Origin of the sequence: Methanoculleus sp. UBA303 (assembly GCA_002501655.1) — an archaeon.
GTDB lineage: Archaea > Halobacteriota > Methanomicrobia > Methanomicrobiales > Methanoculleaceae > Methanoculleus.
Map to the genome: position 1 here is coordinate 31,135 of DANY01000053.1, position 22,505 is coordinate 53,639.

Consider the following 22,505-nt stretch of genomic DNA (forward strand, 5'->3'; position numbering starts at 1 on the left):
CGTATCTCTCATCCATCTTTCATCCATCTCTCATTCATCCATCATCTATCCCTGCCAGGTGGGGAATCCACCGGGTTTCCGGCCCGGACCAGCCCCTGTTTCGCCGGAACGCTCTGGAAATATCCACACTTCATGATGGCCTCTCCCGCAGGACATATCGTGTATTCCTCCTCGACGGGCTCACCTGCTCCAGGATACCACGGTCAACCAGGGCCTTGAGATCCCTGAAAGCCGTCGCTGCCGAGACGCCGGTGAGTGATTGATAGGCACCGCTCGTGATGCTCCCCTCGACCTTGACCCGTTCCACCGCAAGGATCTGCCGTTCATTCAGTTCCATCTTCCGAAGGGAACTCTCGTTCAGCATATCCATCCGCATCGTCAGGGTGAACCCAAGCGGACTGCTGACGAAGGTGGGAACCGGCATCCCGGCGCTGCGGAAGGCTGTAATGATCCGCTCGATGCCCGATCCGTAACGTTCGACGAGCCCGGCACGGTAGAAAATATCGGCAACCTTCGGGTTGCGGTGGTAGGAGTAGTGCTCTTTTAAGATCATATCGATGGTAACGCCTTCGGGGAGATGGCCGGGATTGTGGAAGCGGATATGGTCGTCAAAGATCTTGACCTGCGTCTGGACCGTATTGTTGAAGTAATCGCGGTGGATGAGCGCGTTGAGAAGCGCCTCCCGGATCGCCGGAAGCGGGTAGTCCCAGACCTCTCTCCTCCGGAACGACTCCCGCATTGCCTCCTCCGAGATATCGTACCTGACGCCGAGATACTGCTTGATGATCCGCTCGCCCTCCTCAAACTGGTGAAAGAGATTGCCCCCGATCTCGTGGTCGCACACCTCACAGAGGTTCGCCTGCGTCTCCCGCGACCGATCATCGCCCTCCCGTTGTCGTAGATATCGCACCAGCCGAGTTCGACCCTCACCCGCTCGAACGCCCGGTGGTCGAGGACGCCGGGGAGGGCCGGACGCCGGTCGCACCCTGGTTGTACCCGGAGTTGCAAACAGGGTTGCAAAGGGAGCTGCAAACGATCCCTCCCGGAGAAACGCCATTTAAAGCGACGGAAATTGAATCCAGGGGCACATGGCCTGTTTTGGATTCGCCGTTTGCAACCGGCCCGGGATCACAGAGAGACCCATGATCAGGAGTGCCCGAACCGCCCCGGCCCCGGTCCCCCTCCCCCGCGTTCGAGCCGGGGGATTGCTCTGATCTGGAAAAAGTTGCAACCGGTCCATATTCTTGATTCTCAATAGTTAATATAAGTTCATCATTTCCCGATCCATCCCCGGAAACTCGGAATTCATTCCCCGGGATCTCATTGCAACCCCCTTTGCAACTCCCTTTGCAACCCGGGTTGCAACCGCCATTGCAACTTCCCTCCGGGGAAGGGTCATCGCCTCCCTCATCCTCCAGCCAGACCGCGAGCCCTGCCACCCACTCCCGGTAGCGCCCGGCGTCGAACTGGAAGTGGAGTTCGTGCCGGCGGACGACCGTCCCGGTGCTCTCGTCGATGACCGTCGCATCTACCCCGTTGACGGCAGGGCACTTCTCCAGGAACTCGCAGTAGGCCGTGCCCCTCGCGGTGTAGCCCTGGAGGATCCGCCGGACCTGGTGGTAGGAGAGCCCCGTCGCCTGCTGTAGCATCCGGACGGTGAACGTCTCCCAGCCCATCCGGGCAATGGTGGCGAGCGCCGCAGCCTCGTTCCAGGCCATCTTCGACCCCTGCCCGCCGCCCTCCTGGTCGATCGCAGCATAGAGCCGGGCCACTTCGACCCGGACCTCGCCGCCCGGCCCCTCCCCCTCACGCTGCAGGAATCGCGTGGCACCCGACCGGGTCAAAGAGCGTCGCGGGGTTCCTACGGTTCGCGGCGGCACCAGCACCTTCTCCCCGGTTCGACTCGGAGCGGCGAGCCTATACACCCGGTCCCGGAAGGAATGCAGAAAAACGACGAGAATTTCCGGCGGCTACCCGGGAGCCCAAATATGGCGGCGTTCATCGCACCCCCTGATCAGGGTAGGATCGGCCGACCAGAAACGTTCAACCCCCAAAAACGGTCACCTGCAGCGCTTCCCCCCTCAGCCGTTCGCGGAGAACCGGTACTCCCCCTCCGGGACGAAGATCTCGAACCGGGCGCCCTCTCCCTCGCCGCCGGTCTCCCGGATGGTGATGCCGGTGATTGCAAGGATCTCCCGGGTGAGAAACAGCCCAAGCCCGGTGTTCCTCCCAAAGCCCTTCCGGAAGATCTTCTCCTTCTCCGCAGCCGGGATACCCCCGCCATCATCGGTGTAGACGAGCACGAGGCCGCCCGGAGCCCTGGAGGAGGAGAAGGATATCCTGGATATACTCCCCCCGTGCCTGACCGAGTTCTCCATGTGGTTCTAAAAGACCTTCCCGATCAGGGGATCAGCATAGACCTGGAGCCCCGTAACCCCAACATCCACCCTGACCCCGGAGAGCGGAAGTTCTCCGGCCACCTGCCGGATCAGGGCTCCTGCATCATGCCACTCCGCTTCCTTCACGCCGATATCCTGGTAGAAACGGGTGAACTCAACCTGCCGCTGGATCGTTTGCGCGGCCTGCAGTTCGTTTGCCACGTACCGGACAAGGGTCGGGTCCGCGGGCAGGCGTCCCGCCGCGAGATCCATCTGCGTTATCTCGAGGTACCCAAGCAGCGCCGCCAGCTGGTTCAGTATGTCGTGCCGGGTGATGGATGAGAGGGTGTTGAGTTTCTTGTTTGCCTCACGGAGCGCCTTCTCCACCCGCATCCGCTCCCCGATCTTTCTATCGCGTTCCTTCACGACTTCCTGGAGCCTCCGGTACGTCCGGGCGTTCTCAATAGCGAGCCCGCAGACCTCCGTCACGAACCTGCTGATGTCAAGGTACTCACCGATCCGCTCCGGCAGGGCGAGCCCCTCGAGCAGAAGAATGCCGACCAGGGAGTCTTCGTGCCTGACCTCTATCGAGAACCCGTCCTCGCCCTGCATGACAGCAGACCGGCCCTCCTCTGCGAAGAACCTCCCTCGTCGCTCCGGAGCGTCGTAGTATCCGGGCGGGCGGCTGACGACCCTGCCCGACTTCCCCTCATCGATAGGTGCAAAACCGATCCGGGCAGAGCCGAAGAGGACAGTAAAGAGGTTAAGCATCTCCTCCACCACCGTCTCCTCGCTCTGGAGCGCCGCGATTCTACCGAGTATATCGATGGTCATCGCGTAGTCGGCGGATCTCCGGTTCGCCGCAGTCGTGGAGTCCCGAAAATTCTTTTTCTCGGTATCCAGGCGCCACTGGAGATACTGATGGTCGATATACCGCCGAAGCGGCTCAATCCCGACGGGGATCCGTTCTGTGGGAATCTGGAGTTCTTCGCCGAGGGCTGCAAGGACCCGGGAGCTCTCCGGGTCTACGCCCGTATCGATGAGCACGATCTTTTTGACCGACTCCCTGAAGAACTCCGCCGGCGCCCCCCCGGCAAACCCGAGGGCTGCAACGTGTTCCTGCCACCGCGAGAGGAGGCCCGGAATGACCATGAGCGCCCCCTCCCGGACGCAGGCATCGAAGAGGGGCTCAGGAAGGAGGATACCCCGCATAAGATCGGGAGCCACCACGACGGGGCCTGGTCCCGGCAGGGCGGGGGGTTCGACCCTCTCCCCGCACCTGAGGATGCAGATCCGATCACAGGTCTCCTGCATATCAAGAAATGGAGCCTCGATCCCGTCTCCCCACCGTGCCGGCTTCCCGTCGCAGCCGATATGGAATGTCCTCGTGAGAACGCCCGGGAACTCCCCGGCGGCAACAACCGCCCTGAGCTCCCGGGCCAGGTTCTCACAGTTGAGAATCCCGAATTTTCCTGTCATACAGAGATCCAGTCAAGTGGATATTCGCCCCACTTCCGCACTGCAGTGGATATTGCCAGGAGAACACTCTCGGGCACCTGCCAGGGGATCTCGCCGTGGTTGTCCGAGAGGATGAACCCGCCGCCCGGACCGGCGGCGGCGATTGCCCTCTTCACCTCTGCCTCAGCCTGTGCAGGCGTCCACCAGCACATCTCGATTGCGTTGAGGTTCCCGAGAATGGTGAGCCTGCCCGCGCACTGCCGTTTTACGGCGGCGAGATCGTCGAAGGTGCTGACGCCGACGCCGATACTGCCGGTATCGGCCACGTCATCGATGACAGGCAGCGCCCTCGCGGAGGCGAGGCTGGTCGCAACAGCGCCCCCGATCCGGGGTATGGTTCGTTTGGCAACGATAAACCCGGTCCTGCGGTAGAGGTCCCCGGGCGTCATATCCGGCGAGGCAAGGGGGTCGGCGTAGCCGATGGCGGTTGCACCGGCCTCGAGCTGGGCGTTCGCCCACCGGACGCAGAACTCCTCGTTCTTCTTCATCAGCGTCCAGAAGAGATCCGGTTCGCCGTAGAGGAGTTCGATGTACGCGCCGAAACCCATCTGCAGTATGGGGAGGGAGAAGGGGGATATCACCGAACCCATAATAGGCACGTCGTCGCCGACCTCCCGCTTCAGGAGTTCGATCGTCCGGAGCCCAAAGAGAAGGCTCGGGCTCTCCTCGACGAGCGGCACCTCGCTTACGCCTGTTCATGCTTCCGGAGGAACTCCCGGACCTGCCGCGACTCGATCCAGCCCTGGTCGAGTTCCCTGATGTAGCCATTGATCCGTTCGACCTGCCCCCGGATCTTCTCCACGCTCACCCCATCATCGAGGAGATCGGCCATGCCGAGGATCACCTGGAGCGGCTGGCGGACGTGGTCTCCGAGGACCGCGAACTGCTCGATGTTTCGCTCGATCTGTTCAAACGCCTGCTGCCGGAGGAACTCGTTCTGTTTGCGCTCGGTGATATCCCTGCCGACCACATGGACCCCGACCACCGTCCGTTCGTGGATGATCGGGGACTCGTTCAGTTCGAGGAAGGCTGCAGACCCGCCTTTTCGGCGGAACTCGATCTCGAGCCCCTCAACCGGCTCACCCGCGGCTATCTTCTTCCGTCCTTTCTCCCAGGCAGGGAGCGACGAGGGGACGACGTAGTCGCGGCAACGCTCGCCGATGAGTTCCGTGGGGGTATAGCCGAGGATCCGCATCACCGCAGGGGAGATGTAGGCGATTCCCCCATCGTTATAGCAGGTGTAGATCATATCGAAACTCTGCTGGGCGATCTCCCGAAACTTCGTCTCACTCCTCTGGAGGGACTCTTGCGTCTGCAGGCGTTCGATTGTCCTTCCAAGGCGTCGTGCGACGGTATCGATCAGCGATCGCTCCTCCCGGAGGAACGGCCCTTCGTCCTTCTCCGGCCTCTCGCGGAGGTAGCAGACCTCCATCGTCCCGACCGGCTCTCCGTTGACGATGACCGGGGATACCTGCCGCCAGGAAGTCACCCGGAACCCCTCTGTCTCAAACTTACGCCCGCATACCGTTATCCTGACGACCGTGTCCTCCGGGTACTGCCAGCCCGAAGGGAGCGCCCGGACGACTTCGTGGAAGATATCGTCGAGCGGGACCCCCTGCTGCTCGACGATGCGGGATATCGCGTACAGGATCGAGAGTTCTTTCACCCGCTCGTCCAGGTCGTGCGTCCGCTTCCGGAGGGCATCCTCCGCCTGCTTCACATCGGTGATGTCCCTTGCTATGACCGCTACACGGGTGACGCCGCCGTTCGCATCCCTGACCGGGTAGAAGACGGCAGTGTACCACCGTCCCCCCCACGCCCCTTCAAACCGGCCGGGCGAGCCGGATTCAGCGACCTCATGCAGGCGCGCCATATCCGCCCGGGCCATGGCGGGAGGGAATAACCCGGCGATATTCATGCCGATAAGGTCCTCCCGGCTCCGCGAGAACCGCCGAACCGCCATCTCGTTGACGTCGATGATCCCCCCGCCGGTATCCAGGAGGGCGATCATATCCTCCGGGGCGTCGAGGAGGGCACGGGCAGTCGCCTCGCTCTCCCGGAGTTTATCCTCAGCGCGCTTCCGGTCGGTGATATCGTAGAGCTGCTCGACGATGAGCGCCACCTCCCCCTGCGGATTAAGGATGGGGCTCGATCGGCACTCCAGGTACCGCCCGAGTTCGGGCACATACTTCGTGACGACCTCCCGCCTCCTGCTCGCGAGCGCATGGTCCGTCGCGCAGATGGTGCAGGGTCCGGTCCGCCCGATGAGTTCATAGCACTTCCGCCCATGCACCTCCTCCGGCGTCATCCCGAGCATCTCGTAGCCGGCACTGTTATAGCGCAGGATTGTATGGTCCGGTCGCTGGATGCCGACGATGTCACCAAGGTTCTCGAAGAGCCCCTCAAGCAGGGTATTCGCCTCCTCCATGCGCCGTCTCGTCATTTCCTCCCCGGTGACGTCCTGCCAGACGACGAAGGCACCGGAGACAGCGCCGTCCGTGAAGATGGGTGAGGCGGATACGGCGACGTGCAGATCCCCCACCTGGCGGTCATGGATGGCAAACCGGCAGGACTTCAGCACCTCTCCCCTGAGCGCCCTCTGCCCGGGAAGGTCCTCGGGCCGGACCGGTCCCCCATCCGGGTAGCAGAGCGGTACGTTCCCGGGCGTATCCTCTCCCGAGAGTGCCCGGGCTATACAGTTCCGTCTTCCCGGGCCCACTGCGACCACCTTCCCGTCGGTGCCGCAGACGAACCCCTGCCTACCGATGGCGGCGAGGAGCGCATCACGCTCCAGTTCTACCCGGACAGCCCGTGCGGCAAGATTCCGGTTCTCGGCGAGCAGGGTCTCGATGCCGACCTTTAGTCTCTCCTGTGACCGGCGGTCGAGGGCGGGGGCGTCATCCCGCAACAGATGCAGAAGGTCGGCGGGAGACTCGTTATGCAGATCCTCCATCTTATCCTCCCGGCTCCAGATTCCGCTCCGGCAGGCGCACCCCGGCATACTGATCAGTTACCAGGGTCCTTCTGTCAGGTTCGCCGGGCGGCCGGTCTATCATCGGCAGTTCCGCAGGCATGGCATGAGTATGAGACATTGAGAAATATCAGCTCCGGCGGGTGAGACCATTATAGGTGTAGCCTTGATCTGATAAAAATGGCTGGCACCGGAATCGTTACCCCTGAGGCAATGACCGGGATTACCCCGGTTCGGCCGACCCGAAAGGAATAACCGCCTGCGGCTCCGGCGAAGCCCCGAGACGGAGAAGGCTGCCGTCCGGGTGTAGCCGTAGAGCATCAAAAACTACATATAACGGATAGAGGTACGTCCATGATGCGGCTGGTGATCCCGTTAATCCGCATCGGGTACGACAATGGACCGTCGCAAAAACTATCCCCTCCCAGCACTCCCCGGCAAAAAGTTACTGCCAGCGGCAGATAGCCAGTTTGCAATCATCGCTCCCGACCTCGGGCTCATCTTTCTCTTCATTGCGCTGGCATCCTGCACACCGTTCCTAGTCGGTTTCTGGTACGGCGAGATCGATCTCCTCCTCCCGATGGCCTCGGCGCCGGCGGGGTTTGGGATCCTCGGGATCTGGCTTGCCAGTATCCCGAAGGCAGAAGGGGAGGCGCACCTCCCCGTTGCACTCTCTGCGGTCGCCCTGATCTGGCTTGCCGCCGCCCTGATAGGTGCGCTCCCCTACACGCTCGGTCTCGGGATGCCGTATCTTGACAGCGTCTTTGAGGCAATGTCCGGCTGGACAGGCACAGGATTCTCCCTCATACCACCGGTCGATACCGCTCCAAGGATGATCCTCTTCTGGCGGTCGCTGACCCAGTGGATGGGCGGACTCGGGATCGTCGCGTTCACCGTTGCTCTCGCGGGCAGGTCGGGCCTGACCCGGTTCCAGCTCTACCGCTCAGAAGGGCGGTCCGAGACGTTCATGCCGAACGTCGTGGCCACGGCTGCAGAGATGTGGCGGATATACCTGGTGCTCACGGCCCTCGGCATCGGGCTCGTTCTCCTCTCGGGCATACCCCTCTGGGACGCCGTAAACATCGTCATGACGGCGATATCGACCGGCGGGTTTGCGGTTCATTCGACCGGCATCCTCTACTACGAGAGCCCGCTCCTTGAGATGCTCGTCGTCCCGGTCATGATCGCCGGCGCTATGCCGTTCAAACTCTATTTCCTTCTCTATTACCGGCGATCGTTCGGATTCTTCCGTGACTCGCAGGCGATCCTCCTCTTTGTGCTCATCCTTGCCGGATGTGCCGTCATCACCTTCGACCTCGTGACCATCTCCGCCCTCGCCCCCGCCGAGGCCCTCCGGCAGGGCATCTTCATGACGGTGAGCGGCATCACCTGCACCGGGTTCCAGAACGCGAATCCCCGGGACTGGTACGGTGCAACCGTGATGGTCCTTACCGCGCTGATGCTGATCGGCGGGTCAGCAGGGAGCACCGCCGGCGGCATCAAACTCGGCAGGGTCATCCTCGCCCTCGATATGCTCAGATGGTGGCTCCGGAGGCTCCACGCCGGTTGGCGGACGATCACCCCCCTCCGGCACGAAGGGCGGCAGATCCTCGAGCATCTCCCGGAGTACGAGGTCTCAAAGAGCATGCTTGTCGTCGTGCTCTTCACCCTGGTGGTCGCGGTCGCCACCCTCCTCCTGCTCCACCTTGCGCCGCAGGCCGGGTTCGACTCCGCCGACGTCGTCTTCGAGGTCGTCTCGGCCATCTCCAACGTCGGGATCAGTACCGGGTTCGTGAGCCCCGGCATGAGTCCCGGGGCGAAGTGGCTCTTCATCATCGTCATGTGGGCGGGGAGGCTTGAGATCGTGCCCGTCATCGCCCTGGTGCTCGGGGCGTCACGGAGGCTGTAGGGGCGGTTACGCGGAGGATGTGCTGCACGCATGAAAATCCTCTCGCAGGCTCCGGGGCCCGAACCACGTGCCCGATCCCGGCCATACCCTCTCGCGTCGTCCCGAATCGGGAGTATAGTATAAATACCGGCGGTACATCAGATACCGCCATAGGCCGGACCGGACAGCGTATGAAGGAGTCTACAAAGTTCGCATTTGATATCAGCTGGGTGTTTGTCGGCCAGATCATCACTCTTGGCTCAGGGTTTCTCTTAAACATCGTACTGAGCCGGTGGCTCGGCCCGGCGGACTTCGGGCTGTATACCCTGACGCTGACCCTCTTCACCATATCCACACTGGTTGCAGGTCTCGGCATTCCGGAGACAGTCGTGAAGTACGTGGCCGACTACAAGAGCGATCAGGAGCGGCTCAATGCCATCGTCACCGCGGGGATCATCAATGCGCTCCTGCTCGGGACCGTGGCCGGTTTCGCTTTCTTTATCTTCGCAGGGGAGATCGCGGCGCTCTTCGGGATGCAGGAACTATCCGGCCTCATCCGGATCATCGCACTTGCCGTGCCGCTTGCAATCGTCAACACAACGCTCCTCGGCCTCCTCAACGGGCTGCGGGAGATGAGGTCCTACTCGTTCCGGTTCATGATCCGCTCGCTCCTCCTGATCGTGCTGGTGGTGCTGTTCATAGCCGCGGGCCTCGGTCCCGGGGGAGCCGTCCTGGCGCTGCTGCTCACCGAGGTCGGGACGCTCGCCTTCGTCGTCTCGGTCGTCCGCCAGCACTTCCGCCTCTCGGTCTCCGGCCACCGGGAGACATCAAAGAAGATGCTCGCATTCGGGAGCCGGATCTTCATCGCAAGCGCGGTCTACCTGATCAACACCTATACCGACACCCTCCTCATCGGGTATATGCTGACGGAGATCGATGTCGGCCGGTATGCGATTGCGATCGCAATAGCCCGGGTGGCCTTCCTCTCGCTCCCCGGTTCGTTCTCCACGGTCAACTACCCGGCAATATCGGAGTACTACAGCAAAGGGCTCCGGGATGCGGTCGAGGACCTGATAACCAGGTCAATCAGGTACTGCCTCGCCCTCCTCTCGATGATGGGCCTCGTCCTCATCTACCTCGCCGAGACGATCATCGGGTTCATCTTCGGCCCCGCCTACCTGCCGGCCGTGCCCGCCCTCACCGTCCTTGTCTTCGGGATGATCGCATTCGGGGCGGTATCGTCCGTCGGGTCAGCCGTCAGCGCCATGAACAGGCCGGGGCTCTCCTCGAAGGTGAACATCCTGGTGGCGGGGGCGAACGTCTGTCTCGATCTGGCGCTCATCCCCCTGTTCGGTATAACAGGTGCGGCTATCGGCACGGCCGTATCGTGCACTCTGCTCGCGGTGCTGATACTCTACATACTCCGCCGGGTCTTTGACGTGCGGGTCGAGTCCGCGCTGATCGTAAAGACGTTCGGAGCCGTCAGCGTATTCCTCCTCGCCTTCTTCCTGCTGCGGGGCATGGTTCATCCTTACGTGCTCGCGGTGATCTTCTCCGGCCTGTATGGAGTCTGCATCTACCGGCTCCTGCTGACGCCGGAGGATAAAAGAGATATCTTCGGTGCGATTTCACCGATATTCGAGCGTATCGCTACACGGCGTCTCAATGGGCGGTGATCAGGCGCGTCCGGGATTATCCCGAACGTCGGCGAAGATACGCCGGCTACCTGCCCCCAATAATGTCCCGGAGAAGCCTGCCAGAGATGATCTGCTTGACATTCAGGTATGCCCAGGGACCGCGCTAACATTCCTCCCCCCAGACGATGGATACAGGGCAATGGTTACAATCCAATTATAACCCTGTGGTGGCAGAGTGGTCTTCGGAGTCGCTTGTGGGGTTTAACGAGCTCGGGAAGCCATCGTGAGGAGCTTGAGGTCATAATGCTCCATATCCGCCACCGCCGCAGTTCTTATCGTTGGTTGTGGTCCGCCGCTCGGACGCCCCTTGCCGGGACGCGGGGCAGGGTATCCGCGCCATCGTGCCTCCATCCGCACCCTGGCCGGCTACGGTAAACGGATTATCAGCCTGGAATCATTCATTACCGGCGTGCAACGGGTCCGAACGTATACATGGGAAAATATATTGTATATAAAATCCATTACAATATATACAAAATTAACCTGGAGAGATCATACCCGGGGTGCACCGGGGCGCATTCCGGCGAAGAAAAGCCCGAAGTGTCAACAACACAACCTTTATTGAATTGATTGACCGTATTTTCCAGTAGTTGAGCTAGAATGCTGGGCGAGATCCTCCATATCCTGGCAGCAGCGATTATCAGCTGGATACTCTTCGTAACCGTCGATATTTTCTTTAAATTGCCGGAAACGGGGGGTGTCAGCGGAGCGTCGGCCATCGCGCGCGATATCCAGGCCGGCGGCGGCGCTCTTGCCGGCGGCACCATGATGGGGAACATCGTCTGCTCTCCCGACGCCTCGGCCGGGACGCTCCTTGCCGCCTGCGGCGTCTACGTCGCCGGCATCCCGGGCGGACTTGCCGCAGCCCTGATGGTCTTTATCGGCAACCGCATCTGCCACGACCCCGGCTACGCAGGGACCACCGGCGCAGTCATCGCCACGTTCGTCATCTACGGATTCACCCTGGTCGGGTTCGCCGCCACGGACTTCGTCGCAGGGATGGTGATCGCCATCCTCTCCATCCAGGGGCTCTCGCATGCCCACGCGAGCAGGCTTCTTGCGCGGCTCTGGAGGGTCCGGCAGTGATCGCACTCTACGTCGTGGCCGCGATCGCGGTCTTTGCCGCCCTACGGGCAATCATTGAGAAGAACACCGGCCGGAAACTCCCCTACGCGAACGTCCTGAACTTCGCCGTCGCCGGCGCGCTCGTTCTGCTGCTCGACCACCCGCTCTCCCTCGTCGCAGCGGCAACCTACTTCGTCGGCTCCACGCTTGAGGCAAACGCTATCGCGAGCACCTACGCTGGAGGGGGGAAGCGATGATCACCGCCCTCGAGGTCACGTTCGGGCTCATAGCGCTCGCGGGCGCCGTCTCCGCCGCCCTCATCAGGGACTCCTACGGGAAGCTCGTCTCGCTCGGGATCCTTGTCGCCGGCGTCCTGCCGTTCATCGTGGACCGGGGCTACCTGGACGTTGCCATCGCGGTCTCCCTGATCGCCCCGATCGCCACGATATTCGTGCTTCTAGCCGTCAGGAGGGAGGAGAGGTGAACGCTGTCTTCGCGCTCGGTCTTGCTATCCTCGTGGTCGGCGTCCTCTCGGTTGCCTTCGTGCGGCCGAAGACCTACATTGCCCGGCTGATCAACCTTGAGATCCCCGGGTGGGGCCTCTTGCTGATCATGCTCGCCTACGACGAGGCCCTGGCGCTCCTGACGTTCGTCGCGGTCACCGCCATCGGTACGTTCGTCATCGTGCGTCTGATGGAATGGAGGGATGCGTCGTGCTGATCATCACGCGGATCTCAAGGATCCTCTCAAACTTCCAGAACCTCGTGGCGCTCTTTGCCGGCGCGTGCATCATCGTCTCCCTCATCGGCATCCTCTCCCTGCCGCTCGTGTTCGAGGGGAACCAGCTCTACCCGAAGTCGCAGCTCGACCCCGCAAGCGGGCTCTACCCCTACAACCGGGGAGGGGTGCCGTTCGGGACAACGGAGGTCATCTGCCAGTACCCGGAGAACTCGCCCTACGCGGGCTACGTCACCACCTACTTAACGCCGCTTTCGCTGTACCTCGCGGAGAACACGCTCTATCTCGGCACGACGATCGTCGCCCATCCCGGCGGGATCATCGACGAGATCCTCTACAATACCCGGGGGGCCGATACCGTCGTCGAGACGAGCATCCTCTTTACGGCGTTTGCGATCGCCTCCTACCTCTACCGGAGGAGAGAAGGAGAATGATCCCCGAGTACTCGCTCGGCCTCCTCGTGGCGTTCGCAGCAACAGGCATAGCCTTCTATGCCCTGATGCGGGAGACCGACGGCCTCCACCGCCTGCTCCTCACCGACCTCATCGAGGTTGCGAGCCTCGCGTTCATCGCGCTGATCGGCACCGACCTTGCCGAGGCCCTCATCCTCCCGGGCCTCGTTGTCGGTGCGTCCGAACTGATCGCACTCTCCGAGATCTACCGGGTGAAGGAAGGCTACACGCGGCCGCCCGATGCCGGCCTGCGGATCGAGGTGATGGAGAGCGCCCCCGCCATCCTCGCCGCGCTCCTCGTCGTCTACGGCATCGTCCTCTCCGGGTTCTCCGGCGGGGCCGTCGCCGGCCTCGGCGTGATCTTCTACTTCCTCTGCTGCGGTCACGCCGAGCGGTTCGCACTGCTCGAGACGGCGAGCGGCTACTCGTGGGTGCTCTGGATTGTGGCGTTCTTCATCTTCATGATCCTCCCGCAGTACTGGTTCTTCGCGGTCATGCTCTCGGGCTCTGCAATCCTCGTCAAGGTCATGGCCAAGATGTCGCTCATCGGCACCATGCGGGGTGGTCCGAATGCTTGACATCGGCGGAGACAACCTCTTCGTGCTGGAGTTCGGGGATATCCTTCACTACTACACCCCCTACACCGCGACGCTCTTTCTGGTCGCGCTGATCTTTACGGGGCTTGTCATCGCCAGCAGACCTGAAAAACAGGTCGATATTGCGTTTGGAGGAGACGCCTACTACGCGAAGGAGACGACGCTCTCCGAGATGCGTTTCCGGCGGTTTATGGCGATCGCCTGCGGCCTCGCGACGATGGGGGCGATGGGGAGCGGGGACCTCTTCAACTTCACGCTCTTTGCCTCCCTCGTCGGGATCGCGAACATCGGCATCGTTGCGGCGGTGAAGAGCCGCCACGTCCTCGACGCCGCATACGAGTACGGCATCGTCGCCATGGTCGCCACCCTGCCGCTCTTCGGGGGCGCCGCGCTGATCCTTGCGACCACCGGCACACTCTCGATACCGGCTCTTGCGGCCGGCGGGTTTGCCGTTCCGCTGGTGGGAAAAGCCTTCCTTGCACTCGGCGTCATCGGAGAGGGGATGGCGCCGTTCTACGCGGCAAAGGCTGAGATGTTCCGGGCGCCGGGGGCCCCCTACGTCATCATGTGCTCCCTCTCGTCGCTGTTGATCTTCCTCCGTGTCGTGGAGATTGTCATAACCATCTGATGAACATGAAGAGAACGACGATTACCTGCGGACTCGCGGCATCGGCTATCGTTATCGCCATCGCATGGGGGCTGCTCGCGGCATCCCTCATACCGCTCTGGGCGGCGGAGACAGCCATCGTGGTCGCCTTCCCGGTACTGGTGCTCTTCCTGGGGCTCTGGTGGCGGGCTCCGGGGGGAGAAGAGGACATCCCCTTCATAGGATACTGACATGATCGAGTACCTGGTATTTGCAGCAGCGTTCGGCCTCCTCCTGCTCGGGCTTCACCGCAAAGTCATCGCACGGGTACAGATGAGGCCGGGCCCTCCCGTATGGCAGGAGATCCTTCACGCCCTGAAGTTCTCGTTCAAGAGCACCTGGGTCCCGAAGACAGCGAGCGCCACGCTCTACGTCGGGGTCGTGCTCATCGGCATCGGCATATGGAGCGCGGCGCTCTTCGTCGTCCTTGCAGGCGAAAGCATCCTGATCCTCTTTGCAATCTACATGCTCCATAAGGTCGTGGAGCACGGGTTCGGGCTCTCGTCGGGATCGCCCTACGGGAAGTTCGGCGGTGTCCGGTCGGTCATATCAGCGGCCTCGGAGATCCCGCTCTTCGTCACGATCGCAGCGATCTACTTCTTCACGGGGTCGCTCCTCCTCGATGATATCATCGCCTACCAGACGGTCCACGGGCCGCTCCTCCTGATAGCCCCACCCGCCGCGATAGCCATGTACCTCGTCATCCTCTCGAAGATGCCTTACGGCCCCTTCTCGATCGTCGAAGGGAAAGAACTCGTGAGCGGCTACAAAACCGAGCACTTCGGGGTCTGGCGGGCCGGGATCGCGGTGATCGACGGGACGAAGACCTTCGTGCTCCTCTTCGCGTTCGTCGCGATCTTCATCGGGGCCGTGCCGTTCTCTCTGGCGCTCATCATCATGACCGTCATCCTTGTCTCGCTCTCGTTCGTCTGCGCAGTGACGCCCATGCTCTCGCCGTACGATAGCGTAACAGTCCAGGGGCTCATCACCGGACTGATGCTCCTCTACGCCGGATACCTGTGGTGGGTGATGCCATGATCCGCGAAATGGTGCTGCTTGGGGCGGCGGCCTACATCGTCATAGCGCTGCTGCAGTGGATGGAGAACCAGACGGTCCAGGGTGAGGCAGTGATCCTCGCCGTGCTCCTCGCGGCCCTCTCGCTCGCCCACTTCACCACGGGCGAGAAGTGGCTCAAGCGGTTCGAGATGGCCGGGCTCTGGCTGATGATCGCCCTCTTTGTCGGGTATGCCCTCGCGAAAGCGGGAGGTATCCTATGACCGGGTATCTTTACGAGAAAGACCTCAGGCAGATGAAATACACCATCCTGACGAGCACGAGGCACGACGAGGCAGTTCGGGCAATCGCCCGGCGAATCGGGATGACCGACGCGAAACTCCGGATGGCGATGATCCGGCGGTTCGACATGTCCTTGCTCGAGAACCTTGAGTCCCGGTGGGAGATGGGGCAGCAGTATGCGGATCGCGACGACCCGGTGGCAGCGGAACTCGGGTGCGAACTCTTCACCCGGTTCGTGCCGCTCGTGGATACAGAGACAATGCAGTCGATATACACTGAGACAACAGCAATGATCGGGAACGGTTCGCCAAGAGTCGAAGCGCTCGCGAGAGGCAAAGAACAGGTCCGGGAGGCGGTCCTCTCATGAGTATCCTCCAGGAGATCAAGAACGCCGTACGGTCGAGATCGATCCATGTCAGTTACGTCGACGTCGGGTCGTGCAACGGCTGCGACATCGAGGTGCTCGCCTGCCTTGCGCCCCGCTACGACATCGAGCAGTACGGGATCTACGTCCACAACAACCCTCGTGAGGCCGATGTCCTCCTGGTCATCGGCTCCGTAACACCGCAGTGGGTGGACAAACTCCGCGATATCTGGGATAAGATCCCGGAGCCGAAGGTGGCAGTCGCCATCGGGAACTGCCCGATATCCGGGTGCGTCTATAACAGGAGGGGCACCCTGACCGAACCGCCGGCCGAGAACTACATCCCCATCGCCGCGCAGGTGCCGGGCTGCCCGCCCCGGCCGACGGAGATCCTCAACGCCATACTCTCGGTCGCGCCGCTGGTATTCAAAGACTACGAGGAGAAACAACGATGAAGAAGACCGTCGACGTATCCATACCGCTCGGCCCGGTCCATCCCTGCTGGAAAGAGCCCGTCCGCCTCAAGTGCGAGACGGCGGGCGAACGGGTGCTCAGGGTCGAGGTCGAGCTCGGGTACATGAAGAAGGGGATCGAGCGGATCATGCGAGGCCGGCCCTGGCAGGAGGTGATGTTCCTTGCAGAGCGTGTCTGCGGCATCTGCTCGGTCATCCACAACATGGTCTTCATCGAGGCGATGGAGAAGATCAGCGATATTGCGGTCCCGCCGCGGGCGGCCTACCTCCGGGTCATCGTGAACGAACTCGACCGGATGGCAAGCCACATCCTCGCGAACTTCTCCTACTGCTACACGATCGAGCACGAGACGCTCGCTATGTACCTCTTAAACACCCGGGAGACGGTGCTTGACAACCTCGAGCGGATCACCGGGTCAAGGATCAACACCGCCTACATGATCCCGGGCGGGGTCCGGTTCGACCTCCTGCCGGAGGACGCCGCGGCGATGCTCGCCGATCTCGTAAAAGTGGAGGATGAGATGAAGCGGCACGTCCGGATCTTCGAGACCGGCCCCCTGATCGCTCTCCGGAGCCGCGGGATCGGGGTCATGAGCCGTGAGGAGGCGATCGAGGCTCACACTGTCGGCCCCACGGCCCGGGCGAGCGGCGTCCCGGACTCCGATCTCCGTCTCCGCCACCCGACCTACCGGGCGCTCGGCTTTGAGCAGATAACCCGGACCGAGGGCGACAACTTCGCCCGGGTCATGGTCCGGTTCCAGGAAGTCTTCCAGAGCATCGACCTGATCCGGAAGTGCATAGAAACCCTCCCCGACGGCCCTATCCGGGGCGGCGGCCTCTGCAGGGCGGGCGAGGCCACGTATAGCGGCGAAGCTCCCCGGGGCGAGCTGACCTACTCCATAAAGACCGATGAATACGGCAGGGTGCTCGATATCGCTATCCGGACGCCGTCGATCATGAACATCGAGGCCTGCGCCCATTCGATGATCAGGGATGCCACGTCGATAGCGGACGTGACGTCGACGTTCATCAGCAGCGATCCCTGCATCGCGTGCAACGAGAGGTGAGGATATGCGATCGATCGTCTACTACGTGCGGGAGTTCCTCCGGCCGGAATGGCTGAAAAAGTTCTTCTTCGCAAAGACCGCACCCCTGGTCACCCCCCCGTACTTCAAGGACTACCCGTCCCGGACGGAGAAGGAGTGCACGGGGTGCTTCTCCTGCATGATGATCTGTCCGGCGCCCGAGGCCATCGAGGTGCTCCGCCGCAAGGACCGGTGGGAGCCCGCGATCTACCGGGGCCACTGTATCAGGTGCGGCCTCTGCGTCGAGGCGTGCCCCGAAGACGTCCTTACAAGCGGGCGAATCCTCGACGTCACCCGGCACGACGGGACGGCGCTCCGCTCGTGGTACCGTCTCCAGGTCGACGATACGCTCTGCATGCGGTGCGGGAACTGCTGTGTCTCCTGCCCGATCAACAAGCAGGTAGACCCGCAACTCGCGGGGACCGGGACGTCGTCGAGTGATGAGGTCATCATGCGGATCGAGGGGGGGCGGGTAAAGATACTCCACGAGGAGAAGTGCACGGGGTGCAAGACCTGCGAGATCCACTGCCCGAACCGTGCAATCAGGGTCGCCCGCATGGTGGAAGGGGTGCAGGGAGAGGAGGCGGAGGCATGACGTTTCTGATGATCACCGGGCGGACGGTGAACCAGGGTGTGACCGTCGAGAAAAAGACCTCTGCCGCCTACGCGGAGGAGACCTCGACCTGTTTCATGCACGAGTTCGATATGCTGGAACTCGGGCTTGCCGACCTGGATACTGTCATGCTGACCGGAGTTTGTGGGACGGTCGTCATGCGGGCGGTTGCGTCGGGCGAGGTCGAGATGGGCACCGTCTTCGTCCCTTACGGACCGTATGCAAACCACATCATCGCTGCCGATACACACTCCACCGGTATGCCGGACTTCAAGTCGCACGAGGTGGAGATCGAACCGACGGACGAAGAACCCAAGAGTGTTCACGGACTGATGGAAGACCTGGGAGGCCTTGCCTATGATCGTTAAAGATGCGGTCTGCCCCTTCTGCGGGTGCCTCTGCGACGACATCGAGGTTGAGGTGGAAGGGAACAGGGTGGTCGCGGTTGCGAACGCCTGCGAGCTCGGAACAACGAAGTTCATGTGCGAGGAGAGGCTGAAAGGCCCGATCCTGCGCGATGGGGATGGATGGAAGGAGATCACGTACGATGAGGCGATCCGGTATGCCGCCGATACGCTTCTTTCGGCCGAGCGCCCGCTCCTCTACGGGTGGAGCGGCACCCACGGGGAGGCACAGTGCGTGGGGGTGCACATGGCCGAACTCATACGGGGCGTCATCGACAACACATCCTCGGTCTGCCACGGGCCGTCGATTCTCGCCATCCAGGAGGTCGGGCACCCGGGGTGTACGCTCGGTGTGGTGAAGAACCGGGCCGACCTCGTGATCTACTGGGGCTCGAACCCGATCGACGCTCACCCCCGGCACCTCTCCCGGTACACGCGCTATGCGGACGGGTTCTTCCTCGAGAACGCCTTCCGCGACCGGAAGGTGATCGTCGTGGACATCCGGAGAACCCAGACCGCGAACATCGCCGATGAGTTCGTGCAGATCAAGCCCGGCGGAGACTACGCGGTCCTCTCCGCGCTCCGGGCAATCGTCCAGGGAAAGACGGAGACGATCCCGCGGACGGTCGCGGGCGTCACCCGGGAGCAGCTCGTCCGGGTGGCAAACCTCTGCAAAGGGGCGAAGTTCGGTGCGGTCTACTTTGGGGTCGGGCTCACGATGACCCGGGGGAAGTACAAGAACATCAGAAACGCCATCGAACTCGTCTCCGAGCTGAGCCGGCACACAAAGTTCACCATATCGGCGATGCGGGGCCACTACAACGTCTACGGGTCCAACGAAGTGAACACCTGGATGACCGGCTACCCCTTCGGTATCGACTTCTCGCGGGGGATAGCCTTCTATAACCCCGGGGAGACAACGGCGGTGGATATCCTGGCCCGGAAAGAGTGCGACGCGGCGCTGATCGTCGGAAGCGACCCGGCCGCCCACTTCCCGCGCCGGTGCCTGGAACACCTTGCCGATATACCGGTGATCCAGATCGACCCCTACCCGAACGCCACCACCGCATTCTGCAACGTCCAGATCCCGGTGGCGGTGACCGGCATCGATGCTGTGGGAACGGCCTACCGGATGGACGGGGTGCCTATCCGGACGCGGAGGGTTCTCTCCACCGACTATCCGTCCGACGAGGAGGTCCTCTTACGGATGTATACACTGATGCAGGGGGCGAGATAGATGAACGAACTCCTGATCAAGAACGCCTGCGTGATCGATCCTCTCCGGGGCATCAACGCCGAGACGATGGATATCGCCATCCGTGATGGCAGGATCGTCGAGGAGGTGAGCGGTGCGGCGGAGGTGATCGACGCCCACGGCGCGCTCACCCTTCCGGGCGGGATCGATTCGCACACCCATATCTGCGGGACGAAGGTGAACTTCGGGCGGTACATGAGCCCTGAGGATATGCGGGCCGGCAGAACACCCCGGCGCGGGCCGCTGCACGCCACGTCCGGGTACAGCGTCCCGACAACCTACGGCAACAGTTACCGCTACAGCGTTATGGGCTACACCACCCTGCTCGAGGGTGCGATGGCGCCGCTCGAAGCCCGCCACACCCACGAGGAGTTCACCTATACCCCGCTCCAGGACACGATGGCAAACGTCCTCTTCGACGGGAACTGGGGGGTCATGGAGGCGATCCGCGACGGCGACATAAAGCGAGTTGCGGCCATCATCGCCTGGACGCTCCGGGCGGTGAAGGGGTTTGGCGTCAAACTCACGAATCCCGGCGGCACCGAGGCCTGGCAGTGGGGCAAGAACGTCTCGTGCATCAGGGACCCGGTGCCCTACTTCGAGGTGACGCCCGCCGAGATCATCCGATCGGTCGTCGAGGCGAACGAACTCCTCCACCTTCCGCACTCGGTCCACCTCCACTGCAACAACCTGGGCACACCGGGGAATTACACTTGCACGCTCGGGTCTCTCGGCCTCATACCGGACCTGAACCGGAAGCGGCAGACCCTGTATGCCACCCACGTCCAGTTCCATGCCTACGGGGGGTCGGGGTGGAGGGATTTCTGCTCGAAGAGCGAGCCGATTGCGAGGTTCGTCAACATGCGCCCGCAGATCGTCATGGATATGGGACAGGTGATGTTTGGCAAGACGACCACGATGACCGCCGACGGGCCGATGGAGTTCAACCTCTACCGCCTCCACCACGACAAGTGGAGCAACCACGACGTGGAACTCGAGACCGGTTCCGGGATCATACCGGTCATCTACCGGCGCAAGAATCTGGTCAACTCGATCATGTGGGCGATCGGCCTTGAGCTCGCTCTCCTCACGAAGAGCCCCTGGCAGTGCCTGCTCACGACGGATAACCCGAACGGTGCGCCGTTCGTCCGCTACCCGGAGATCATCGCCCTCCTGATGAGCAAGCGGTACCGTGACGCCGAGTTCGCCACGGTCCACCCCGATACCGCGGCAAGGGTGCCCCTCCCGGCGATCGAGCGGGAACTCGACTGGTACGAGATTGCGGTGATGACCCGGGCCGGCCAGGCGAAGGCGCTCGGTATCCAGGATCTCGGGAAAGGCCATCTCGGGCCGGGCGCCGAGGCGGACATCGCCATCTACCCGCTCCGTATCGACGAGGTCGATCCGTCGACCGACTACCGGAAGGTTATCGAGGCGTTCGGCCGGACCGAGTACACGATCAAGCGGGGCCGGGTCGTCGCCCGGAGGGGCGAGTGTCTGGTCGACGGGAGCAACGCCACGTTCTGGGTCAGGCCGAAGGTCTCCGACGCCTACGATATGGGGAAAGACCCCGACTTCATCGAGAAGTTCGACCGCTACTATACGGTCCGGATGAGGAACTACCCGGTGCAGGAGGAGTACCTGAACCGGAACCGGTGCATCGAGACGGAGGCGGCGATATGAAGGTCACGCTTGCTATGAAACCAGGCCCGAGGTCGTTCATTCCCATCGAGGCGGAGTCGATCGTCCCGAAGAACTTCCTTGCCGGCACCGATCTGGCTGTCTGGCGGGGGAACCGCGAACTCCGGCTCGACGAAGTCTTCTCGGTCTCGGTTGAGGGCGATGCCGACCGGCCGGAGGATGTCGAGGTCGTCCTCTCGGGGGATGATACGTTCCGGTTGAAGAGAGTCGGGGAGTATATGGACGGCGGCAAAATTACCGTCCTTGGCGATATCGGTATGCACTGCGGTAACTTCATGAGCGGCGGGACCATCGAGATCCACGGTAACGCCGACGGCTGGCTGGGCCGGGAGATGACGGGAGGGACCATCCTCTGCCGGGGCGACGTCGCTGACTACTGTGCGTCGGGATACCGCGGCGGCAGGAAGGGCATGAAGGGCGGCAGCGTCGAGGTCTTCGGCCGCGCCGGCGACTTCCTGGCGGAGAGCATCGCCGGCGGCACCGTGACTGTGCACGGCGATGCCGGGGATATGGCCGGTGCGGAGATGCACGGGGGCACGCTCATCGTCCACGGGGACTGCCGCCGTCCGGCAGCGAACATGAAGACCGGTTCCTGCTACGTCTACGGGACCGCGCAGGGGATGCTCCCCACGTTTGCGAAGAACGGGACGGTTCAGCACGAAGGGCGCACGCTTATCCATTTCACCGGCGATATTGCGAACCGGGGAAAAGGAAATCTTTTTGTGAAGGGCTACAAATATCTGGATTGATGGTCAGACACGCATGTGGGTTCGAGGCCCCGATTCACTGTAAGCGATGCGGGAGACCGCTATCCAGCAACGAACGTGCGGGCCTTTACTGCCCGCACTGCGGAAGGAGGGTGAGCATGCTCTGTCCGGGCTGCGGGCGCCTCTGGTGATCAGGCCCGGTTCTTCACCCACTCGGCATACCGGGCCCGTAACTGCTGGACGTCACGCTCCGTCAGGTCTTCCTTTCCGGTCTGGTGCAGGTATGACTCCAGTTGCTCCACCACCTGTTCTGCATCCTGGAAGTCATCGACATCCAGGTAGACCGGTGCGCGCCCGACATTCATCGCCTCGCCGCACATCGGGCAGAGTCTCCAGCGCTGGTAGTGGTCCACGTAGGTGAAGGTCTTGCAGCCGGGGCAGCGGATGACGAGATACATAATTAAAGGGAATGTGCGGGCGGGCGAATTTATAGTTATCCATGCTGCCTTCTTCTTGCGGGGCCGGGGTGTGCTCCTCACGGGGACTACCCGATAGAACGATCATGCGGGATGGCGAGAGGCTACACACACGGGCAACCCCTGGACACAGGACCGTGGTGGCTATCGTCACGCACTGCCCCCGCCCCAAGGGGCGGGGG

General features: G+C 62.3%; 27 protein-coding genes. 20 read left to right on the forward strand and 7 right to left on the reverse strand.

The genetic code is table 11. The features are described from left to right. Nucleotides 1-130 precede the first annotated feature (130 nt). The 6 genes from BP846_RS12730 to BP846_RS12755 all read right to left on the reverse strand — a co-directional run bounded on the left by BP846_RS12730 (nucleotide 131) and on the right by BP846_RS12755 (nucleotide 6,849). Nucleotides 131-910, reverse strand: a complete 780-nt coding sequence (locus tag BP846_RS12730) for an ATP-binding protein (protein WP_292396098.1) — start codon at nucleotides 908-910, stop codon at nucleotides 131-133. A gap of 16 nt (nucleotides 911-926) precedes the next feature. Then, nucleotides 927-1,880 (reverse strand): hypothetical protein, encoded by a 954-nt coding sequence (locus tag BP846_RS12735; RefSeq protein WP_292396101.1) that lies wholly within the window; start codon nucleotides 1,878-1,880, stop codon nucleotides 927-929. 201 nt (nucleotides 1,881-2,081) lie between these two features. Then, nucleotides 2,082-2,378: an ATP-binding protein gene (locus tag BP846_RS12740; protein WP_292396104.1), complete on the reverse strand. Its 297-nt coding sequence runs from the start codon at nucleotides 2,376-2,378 to the stop codon at nucleotides 2,082-2,084. Nucleotides 2,379-2,384: 6 nt separating this feature from the next. Further along, nucleotides 2,385-3,857, reverse strand: a complete 1,473-nt coding sequence (locus tag BP846_RS12745) for a hypothetical protein (RefSeq protein WP_292396106.1) — start codon at nucleotides 3,855-3,857, stop codon at nucleotides 2,385-2,387. Continuing rightward, nucleotides 3,854-4,576, reverse strand: a complete 723-nt coding sequence (locus tag BP846_RS12750) for a uroporphyrinogen decarboxylase family protein (protein ID WP_292396109.1) — start codon at nucleotides 4,574-4,576, stop codon at nucleotides 3,854-3,856. Before BP846_RS12750 ends, BP846_RS12745 begins: the two co-directional genes overlap by 4 nt. Before the next feature lie 5 nt (nucleotides 4,577-4,581). Further along, a complete protein-coding gene (locus tag BP846_RS12755; RefSeq protein WP_292396112.1) occupies nucleotides 4,582-6,849 on the reverse strand; it encodes a PAS domain-containing protein in 2,268 nt (755 codons plus the stop codon). Between the two features lie 415 nt (nucleotides 6,850-7,264). Here BP846_RS12755 and BP846_RS12760 point away from each other — a divergent pair, with 415 nt between their 5' ends. The 20 genes from BP846_RS12760 to BP846_RS12855 all read left to right on the forward strand — a co-directional run bounded on the left by BP846_RS12760 (nucleotide 7,265) and on the right by BP846_RS12855 (nucleotide 21,889). Then, a complete protein-coding gene (locus BP846_RS12760) occupies nucleotides 7,265-8,776 on the forward strand; it encodes a TrkH family potassium uptake protein (RefSeq protein ID WP_292396114.1) in 1,512 nt (503 codons plus the stop codon). A 170-nt stretch (nucleotides 8,777-8,946) separates the two neighbouring features. After that, nucleotides 8,947-10,431: a flippase gene (locus BP846_RS12765; protein WP_292396117.1), complete on the forward strand. Its 1,485-nt coding sequence runs from the start codon at nucleotides 8,947-8,949 to the stop codon at nucleotides 10,429-10,431. A 621-nt stretch (nucleotides 10,432-11,052) separates the two neighbouring features. After that, the gene (locus BP846_RS12770; RefSeq protein ID WP_292396120.1) at nucleotides 11,053-11,538 is read left to right on the forward strand and encodes a hypothetical protein; all 486 of its coding nucleotides are present in this window, start codon (nucleotides 11,053-11,055) and stop codon (nucleotides 11,536-11,538) included. After that, complete coding sequence (locus tag BP846_RS12775) at nucleotides 11,535-11,774, forward strand: DUF2109 family protein (RefSeq protein WP_292396123.1); 240 nt, start codon at nucleotides 11,535-11,537, stop codon at nucleotides 11,772-11,774. The genes BP846_RS12770 and BP846_RS12775 overlap by 4 nt, the downstream gene beginning before the upstream one ends. Then, on the forward strand, nucleotides 11,771-12,001 hold the full coding sequence (locus BP846_RS12780) for a DUF2108 domain-containing protein (RefSeq protein WP_292396126.1): 231 nt from the start codon (nucleotides 11,771-11,773) through the stop codon (nucleotides 11,999-12,001). The genes BP846_RS12775 and BP846_RS12780 overlap by 4 nt, the downstream gene beginning before the upstream one ends. Further along, nucleotides 11,998-12,237, forward strand: coding sequence for an EhaE family protein (locus BP846_RS12785; RefSeq protein WP_292396129.1), 240 nt, complete (start codon nucleotides 11,998-12,000; stop codon nucleotides 12,235-12,237). The genes BP846_RS12780 and BP846_RS12785 overlap by 4 nt, the downstream gene beginning before the upstream one ends. After that, the gene (locus BP846_RS12790) at nucleotides 12,231-12,689 is read left to right on the forward strand and encodes a DUF2106 family protein (protein WP_292396132.1); all 459 of its coding nucleotides are present in this window, start codon (nucleotides 12,231-12,233) and stop codon (nucleotides 12,687-12,689) included. Before BP846_RS12785 ends, BP846_RS12790 begins: the two co-directional genes overlap by 7 nt. Next, nucleotides 12,686-13,285 carry an EhaG family protein gene (locus tag BP846_RS12795; RefSeq protein ID WP_292396135.1) on the forward strand — a complete coding sequence of 200 codons (600 nt, stop codon included), beginning with the start codon at nucleotides 12,686-12,688 and terminating at the stop codon, nucleotides 13,283-13,285. The genes BP846_RS12790 and BP846_RS12795 overlap by 4 nt, the downstream gene beginning before the upstream one ends. After that, entirely contained in the window at nucleotides 13,278-13,931 is a 654-nt protein-coding gene (locus BP846_RS12800) for a hypothetical protein (protein ID WP_292396137.1), read from the forward strand. Before BP846_RS12795 ends, BP846_RS12800 begins: the two co-directional genes overlap by 8 nt. Further along, on the forward strand, nucleotides 13,931-14,140 hold the full coding sequence (locus BP846_RS12805) for a hypothetical protein (protein WP_292396140.1): 210 nt from the start codon (nucleotides 13,931-13,933) through the stop codon (nucleotides 14,138-14,140). Before BP846_RS12800 ends, BP846_RS12805 begins: the two co-directional genes overlap by 1 nt. A gap of 1 nt (nucleotide 14,141) precedes the next feature. Further along, nucleotides 14,142-14,987: a respiratory chain complex I subunit 1 family protein gene (locus BP846_RS12810; protein WP_292396143.1), complete on the forward strand. Its 846-nt coding sequence runs from the start codon at nucleotides 14,142-14,144 to the stop codon at nucleotides 14,985-14,987. Continuing rightward, nucleotides 14,984-15,226 carry a hypothetical protein gene (locus tag BP846_RS12815; protein ID WP_292396146.1) on the forward strand — a complete coding sequence of 81 codons (243 nt, stop codon included), beginning with the start codon at nucleotides 14,984-14,986 and terminating at the stop codon, nucleotides 15,224-15,226. The genes BP846_RS12810 and BP846_RS12815 overlap by 4 nt, the downstream gene beginning before the upstream one ends. Beyond that, nucleotides 15,223-15,612 (forward strand): DUF1959 family protein, encoded by a 390-nt coding sequence (locus tag BP846_RS12820; RefSeq protein WP_292396148.1) that lies wholly within the window; start codon nucleotides 15,223-15,225, stop codon nucleotides 15,610-15,612. The genes BP846_RS12815 and BP846_RS12820 overlap by 4 nt, the downstream gene beginning before the upstream one ends. Next, nucleotides 15,609-16,064 carry an NADH-quinone oxidoreductase subunit B family protein gene (locus BP846_RS12825; RefSeq protein ID WP_292396151.1) on the forward strand — a complete coding sequence of 152 codons (456 nt, stop codon included), beginning with the start codon at nucleotides 15,609-15,611 and terminating at the stop codon, nucleotides 16,062-16,064. Before BP846_RS12820 ends, BP846_RS12825 begins: the two co-directional genes overlap by 4 nt. Further along, nucleotides 16,061-17,149, forward strand: a complete 1,089-nt coding sequence (locus BP846_RS12830; RefSeq protein ID WP_292396154.1) for a nickel-dependent hydrogenase large subunit — start codon at nucleotides 16,061-16,063, stop codon at nucleotides 17,147-17,149. The genes BP846_RS12825 and BP846_RS12830 overlap by 4 nt, the downstream gene beginning before the upstream one ends. A gap of 4 nt (nucleotides 17,150-17,153) precedes the next feature. Next, nucleotides 17,154-17,762 carry a 4Fe-4S binding protein gene (locus BP846_RS12835; RefSeq protein WP_292396157.1) on the forward strand — a complete coding sequence of 203 codons (609 nt, stop codon included), beginning with the start codon at nucleotides 17,154-17,156 and terminating at the stop codon, nucleotides 17,760-17,762. Continuing rightward, nucleotides 17,759-18,148: a molybdopterin dinucleotide binding domain-containing protein gene (locus tag BP846_RS12840; protein ID WP_292396161.1), complete on the forward strand. Its 390-nt coding sequence runs from the start codon at nucleotides 17,759-17,761 to the stop codon at nucleotides 18,146-18,148. The genes BP846_RS12835 and BP846_RS12840 overlap by 4 nt, the downstream gene beginning before the upstream one ends. Then, complete coding sequence (locus tag BP846_RS12845) at nucleotides 18,138-19,421, forward strand: formylmethanofuran dehydrogenase subunit B (RefSeq protein ID WP_292396164.1); 1,284 nt, start codon at nucleotides 18,138-18,140, stop codon at nucleotides 19,419-19,421. Before BP846_RS12840 ends, BP846_RS12845 begins: the two co-directional genes overlap by 11 nt. Beyond that, the gene (locus BP846_RS12850) at nucleotides 19,422-21,122 is read left to right on the forward strand and encodes a formylmethanofuran dehydrogenase subunit A (protein WP_292396165.1); all 1,701 of its coding nucleotides are present in this window, start codon (nucleotides 19,422-19,424) and stop codon (nucleotides 21,120-21,122) included. Then, on the forward strand, nucleotides 21,119-21,889 hold the full coding sequence (locus tag BP846_RS12855; RefSeq protein WP_292396167.1) for a formylmethanofuran dehydrogenase subunit C: 771 nt from the start codon (nucleotides 21,119-21,121) through the stop codon (nucleotides 21,887-21,889). Before BP846_RS12850 ends, BP846_RS12855 begins: the two co-directional genes overlap by 4 nt. A gap of 149 nt (nucleotides 21,890-22,038) precedes the next feature. On the opposite strand, the gene BP846_RS12860 is transcribed toward BP846_RS12855, so the two are convergent. Then, a complete protein-coding gene (locus BP846_RS12860) occupies nucleotides 22,039-22,305 on the reverse strand; it encodes a DUF1922 domain-containing protein (RefSeq protein ID WP_292396170.1) in 267 nt (88 codons plus the stop codon). Nucleotides 22,306-22,505 lie beyond the last annotated feature (200 nt).

Coding starts and splice junctions, on each gene's coding strand:
- BP846_RS12845 (WP_292396164.1), top strand. CDS start 18,138: ATGATCGTTAAAGATGCGGTCTGCCCCTTCTGCGGGTGCCTCTGCGAC.
- BP846_RS12830 (WP_292396154.1), top strand. CDS start 16,061: ATGAAGAAGACCGTCGACGTATCCATACCGCTCGGCCCGGTCCATCCC.
- BP846_RS12835 (WP_292396157.1), top strand. CDS start 17,154: ATGCGATCGATCGTCTACTACGTGCGGGAGTTCCTCCGGCCGGAATGG.
- BP846_RS12765 (WP_292396117.1), top strand. CDS start 8,947: ATGAAGGAGTCTACAAAGTTCGCATTTGATATCAGCTGGGTGTTTGTC.
- BP846_RS12760 (WP_292396114.1), top strand. CDS start 7,265: ATGGACCGTCGCAAAAACTATCCCCTCCCAGCACTCCCCGGCAAAAAG.
- BP846_RS12745 (WP_292396106.1), bottom strand. CDS start 3,857: ATGACAGGAAAATTCGGGATTCTCAACTGTGAGAACCTGGCCCGGGAG.
- BP846_RS12740 (WP_292396104.1), bottom strand. CDS start 2,378: ATGGAGAACTCGGTCAGGCACGGGGGGAGTATATCCAGGATATCCTTC.
- BP846_RS12820 (WP_292396148.1), top strand. CDS start 15,223: ATGACCGGGTATCTTTACGAGAAAGACCTCAGGCAGATGAAATACACC.
- BP846_RS12805 (WP_292396140.1), top strand. CDS start 13,931: ATGAACATGAAGAGAACGACGATTACCTGCGGACTCGCGGCATCGGCT.
- BP846_RS12755 (WP_292396112.1), bottom strand. CDS start 6,849: ATGGAGGATCTGCATAACGAGTCTCCCGCCGACCTTCTGCATCTGTTG.
- BP846_RS12825 (WP_292396151.1), top strand. CDS start 15,609: ATGAGTATCCTCCAGGAGATCAAGAACGCCGTACGGTCGAGATCGATC.
- BP846_RS12800 (WP_292396137.1), top strand. CDS start 13,278: ATGCTTGACATCGGCGGAGACAACCTCTTCGTGCTGGAGTTCGGGGAT.
- BP846_RS12850 (WP_292396165.1), top strand. CDS start 19,422: ATGAACGAACTCCTGATCAAGAACGCCTGCGTGATCGATCCTCTCCGG.
- BP846_RS12770 (WP_292396120.1), top strand. CDS start 11,053: ATGCTGGGCGAGATCCTCCATATCCTGGCAGCAGCGATTATCAGCTGG.
- BP846_RS12860 (WP_292396170.1), bottom strand. CDS start 22,305: ATGTATCTCGTCATCCGCTGCCCCGGCTGCAAGACCTTCACCTACGTG.
- BP846_RS12855 (WP_292396167.1), top strand. CDS start 21,119: ATGAAGGTCACGCTTGCTATGAAACCAGGCCCGAGGTCGTTCATTCCC.
- BP846_RS12780 (WP_292396126.1), top strand. CDS start 11,771: ATGATCACCGCCCTCGAGGTCACGTTCGGGCTCATAGCGCTCGCGGGC.
- BP846_RS12795 (WP_292396135.1), top strand. CDS start 12,686: ATGATCCCCGAGTACTCGCTCGGCCTCCTCGTGGCGTTCGCAGCAACA.
- BP846_RS12810 (WP_292396143.1), top strand. CDS start 14,142: ATGATCGAGTACCTGGTATTTGCAGCAGCGTTCGGCCTCCTCCTGCTC.
- BP846_RS12815 (WP_292396146.1), top strand. CDS start 14,984: ATGATCCGCGAAATGGTGCTGCTTGGGGCGGCGGCCTACATCGTCATA.
- BP846_RS12840 (WP_292396161.1), top strand. CDS start 17,759: ATGACGTTTCTGATGATCACCGGGCGGACGGTGAACCAGGGTGTGACC.